This is a genomic window from uncultured Phenylobacterium sp. (genome assembly GCF_902826855.1).
Taxonomy (GTDB): Bacteria; Pseudomonadota; Alphaproteobacteria; order Caulobacterales; family Caulobacteraceae; genus Phenylobacterium.
The window spans coordinates 1-3,460 of sequence record NZ_CADEGK010000315.1; the positions used below are offsets into that span (position 1 = coordinate 1).

At 69.2% G+C, this 3,460-nt stretch carries 2 protein-coding genes and 1 pseudogene; all 3 read left to right on the top strand.

The window, feature by feature from the left end; all coding sequences use genetic code 11:
- A partial coding sequence (locus tag QZV94_RS23995) for a hypothetical protein (protein WP_293682839.1) occupies positions 1-968 on the top strand: 968 nt, incomplete at its 5' end.
- Between the two features lie 13 nt (positions 969-981).
- Complete coding sequence (locus tag QZV94_RS24000; protein ID WP_293682841.1) at positions 982-1,929, top strand: glutaminase; 948 nt, start codon at positions 982-984, stop codon at positions 1,927-1,929.
- 243 nt (positions 1,930-2,172) lie between these two features.
- Positions 2,173-3,460: pseudogene (locus QZV94_RS24005) on the top strand (glutamate synthase subunit alpha); the annotation flags it as partial.

Sequence of the window (3,460 nt, forward strand, 5' to 3'; positions counted from 1 at the left end):
CCATGGCCCGCTGGGGGCTCTGCGGCGTGGACGTCTGTTCGCCCGGGGAGCTGGACCGCGCGCTTACCTGCGGGTTCGCCGCCCGCGACATCAGCTTCACCGGCACGGGGGTTTCCAACCGCGACCTTGACCGGCTGCTGGCGCACCCGGAACTGACCCTCAATTGCGACGGCGTCGGCATGATCCGGCGGGTCGGGGAGCGCGCGCCGGGCCGGGCCATCGGCGTACGGGTGAATCCCGGGCTGGGCGTCGGCTATGGCGACAACGAGCGGCTGACCTATGCGGGGACGACGGCGAGCAAGTTCGGGGTCTATCGGGAGCAGTGGGGCCAGGCGCTGGAGGCGGCGCGGGCGCATGGCCTGAAGGTCACCACGCTCCACTTCCACGTGGGCTGCGGTTATCTCTCGGCCCAGCTGGACGCCTGGGAGACTGCGGTCGCCGCAGCGCTCGCCTTCCTCGACGACGCCCCGGACGTCACGACGGTGAACATCGGCGGCGGTCTCGGCCTCCCGCATCGGCCATCGGACGCCGCCCTCGACCTGGAACGCTGGTCGGCCGTCCTGAAACGCCGGTTCGCCGGGCGGAACGTCACGATCGCGGCAGAGCCGGGCGACTATGTCGTCAAGGACGCCGGGCTGCTGGTGCTGGCCGTCACCGATGTGGAGCTGAAGCGCGACACCACCTTCGTGCACGTTGACGGTGGCTTCAACCTGGCGCCGGAGCCGGCCTACTACGACCTGCCCTGTGAGCCGGTGCCCTGCGTCCCGCGAGGTCTCGATCCCGCGACTTGGCGACCGGTGACCATCGCCGGCAACATCAACGAGGCGCTGGACGTCTGGGCCGCCGGCCATCCGATGCCGCCGCTCCGTGAAGGCGACCATGTCGCCTTCCTGAACGCTGGCGGTTATGGGGCGTCGATGAGCTCGAACCACTGTATGCGGGGCGAGCTCACGGAACGGCTTCTTTAGGGGGATCGCCGTCATGGCTTCAAAGCTGGATCTCGCCGCGCCCGATCTTGCGCGGATCGTCGCCGAGGTGGCCGCGGAGGTGCAGCCGCACCGCGGGGAGGGCCACGTGGCCGACTATATCCCGGCGCTGGCGCGGGTCGACGGCAAGCGCTTTGGGCTGGCGGTCATCACCGTCGACGGTGAAACAGCCGAGGCCGGAGACGCCTGGATGCCGTTCTCGATCCAGTCGATCTCCAAGGTCTTCACCCTGACGCTGGCCCTGCAGCGGCTGGGCGACGAGCTGTGGAAGCGGGTCGGCCGCGAACCCTCCGGCTCGCGGTTCAACTCCATCGTCCAGCTGGAGGCCGAGCACGGCATCCCGCGCAACCCGTTCATCAACGCCGGCGCCATCGTGGTCACCGACGCCCTCATGGAGGGCCGGCCGCCGATGGAGGTGGTGACCGACATCCGCGACAACCTGCGCCGCTTCGCCGACAACGCGACCATCGACGTGGACAAGGAGGTGGCGAGCTCAGAGGCCGCGACCGGCTTCCGCAACTACAGCCTCGCCAACTTCATGCGCGGCTTCGACAACCTGAAGAGCCCGGTGGAGGACACCCTCACCGCCTATTTCCACCAGTGCTCGCTACGCATCACCTGCCGGCAGCTGGCGAGGGCGGGCCTGTTCCTGGCCAACGGCGGCAAGGACCCGATCAGCGGCGAACAGATCATCAGCCCCGAGCACGCGCGGCGGATCTGCGCGGTGATGATGACCTGCGGCCACTACGACGCCTCCGGCGAGTTCGCCTTCCAGGTGGGTCTGCCCGGCAAGAGCGGCGTCGGTGGCGGCATTCTGGCGGTGGTCCCCGGCAAGGCGGCGATCGGCGTCTGGTCGCCGGGCCTGAACGAGAGCGGCACCTCGCAGGTGGGCGCCCTGGCGCTGGAGAAGCTGGCGGCGAAGACCGGATGGTCGGTGTTCTAGCAGTCACCGGGGCGCGACACGCAGGAGCCATCCGCGTCGATGCGGCCAGGCCGGGCGACGCTACAGGCGCGGTCGCGGGCGGCGCAGAACCGCCCTGATCACGAACTGTTAGAACAATCTGCCCCGCAGTGCAGCATCACGCCCATCGACAAGGGCCGATCTTGCCGGGTAAATGCGCCGAGGGATGCGCGCACGGCCCGACGGCTGGGGCCGCTTTTCCGCGTGCATGAGTGAGAGACGACGATGACCCCGCCTGAGCGGCAAGGCCTGTACGACCCGAGGAACGAGCACGATTCGTGTGGCGTGGGCTTCGTGGCGAACATCAAAGGCCGCAAGTCGCACGAGGTGGTCTCGTGGGGTCTGCAGATCCTCGTCAACGTCGACCATCGCGGCGCGGTGGGCGCCGACCCCCTGGTCGGGGACGGCTGCGGCTGCCTGATCCAGATCCCCGACCGCCTCTATCGCGCCTGGGCCGAAGGCGAGGGGGTCGAGCTTCCGCCGGCCGGCGAGTATGCCGTGGCCATGTGCTTCCTGCCGCAGGACGCCCTGGCCCGCGCTGCGGCGCTGGAGCAGTTCGAGCACTTCCTGCATGTGGAGAAGCAGCCGGTCCTCGGTTGGCGCGACGTGCCCGTCGACACGACCGGCCTCGGCGAGGCGGTGCTCGCCTCCATGCCGGTGATCCGCCAGGCCTTCATCGGCCGCGGTCCCAACGTGAAGGACCAGGACGCGCACGAGCGCAAGCTGCTGGCCGTGCGCAAGCAGTTCCAGAACCCGCTGGCCGAACTGGCGGCCAAGCGTGGCATCCCGGAGCTGACCCAGGTCTACATGCCGTCGTTCTCGACGCGGACCGTGGTCTACAAGGGCCTCCTGCTGGCCCGCCAGGTCGGCAGCTTCTACACCGACCTGCTGGACGAGCGCTGCGAGTCCGCGCTGGCGCTGGTGCACCAGCGGTTCTCGACCAACACCTTCCCGTCCTGGAAGCTGGCGCACCCTTACCGGTTCATCGCCCACAACGGCGAGATCAACACCCTTCGCGGCAACGTGAACTGGATGAACGCGCGGCGGCGGTCGCTGGAAAGCGACCTGCTGGGTCCCGACCTCAACAAGATGTGGCCGCTGATCCCGCACGGCCAGTCGGACACCGCCTGCCTGGACAACGCGCTGGAGCTGCTGCTGGCCGGCGGCATCCCGCTGGCGCAGGCGGTGATGATGCTCATCCCGGAGGCGTGGGCCGGCAACCCGCTGATGGATGCCAAGCGCAAGGCCTTCTACGAGTACCACGCCGCCCTGATGGAGCCGTGGGACGGCCCGGCCGCGGTGGCCTTCACCGACGGCCGCCAGATCGGCGCGACCCTGGACCGCAACGGCCTGCGCCCCGCCCGCTTCGTCATCACCGACGAGGACCATGTGATCATGGCCTCTGAGGTCGGCGTGCTGGACGTGCCGGAGGAGCGGATCGTCCGGAAGTGGCGCCTGCAGCCCGGCAAGATGCTGCTCATCGACATGGAAGAAGGGCGCATCATCGAGGACG

Coding starts and splice junctions, on each gene's coding strand:
- QZV94_RS24000 (WP_293682841.1), top strand. CDS start 982: ATGGCTTCAAAGCTGGATCTCGCCGCGCCCGATCTTGCGCGGATCGTC.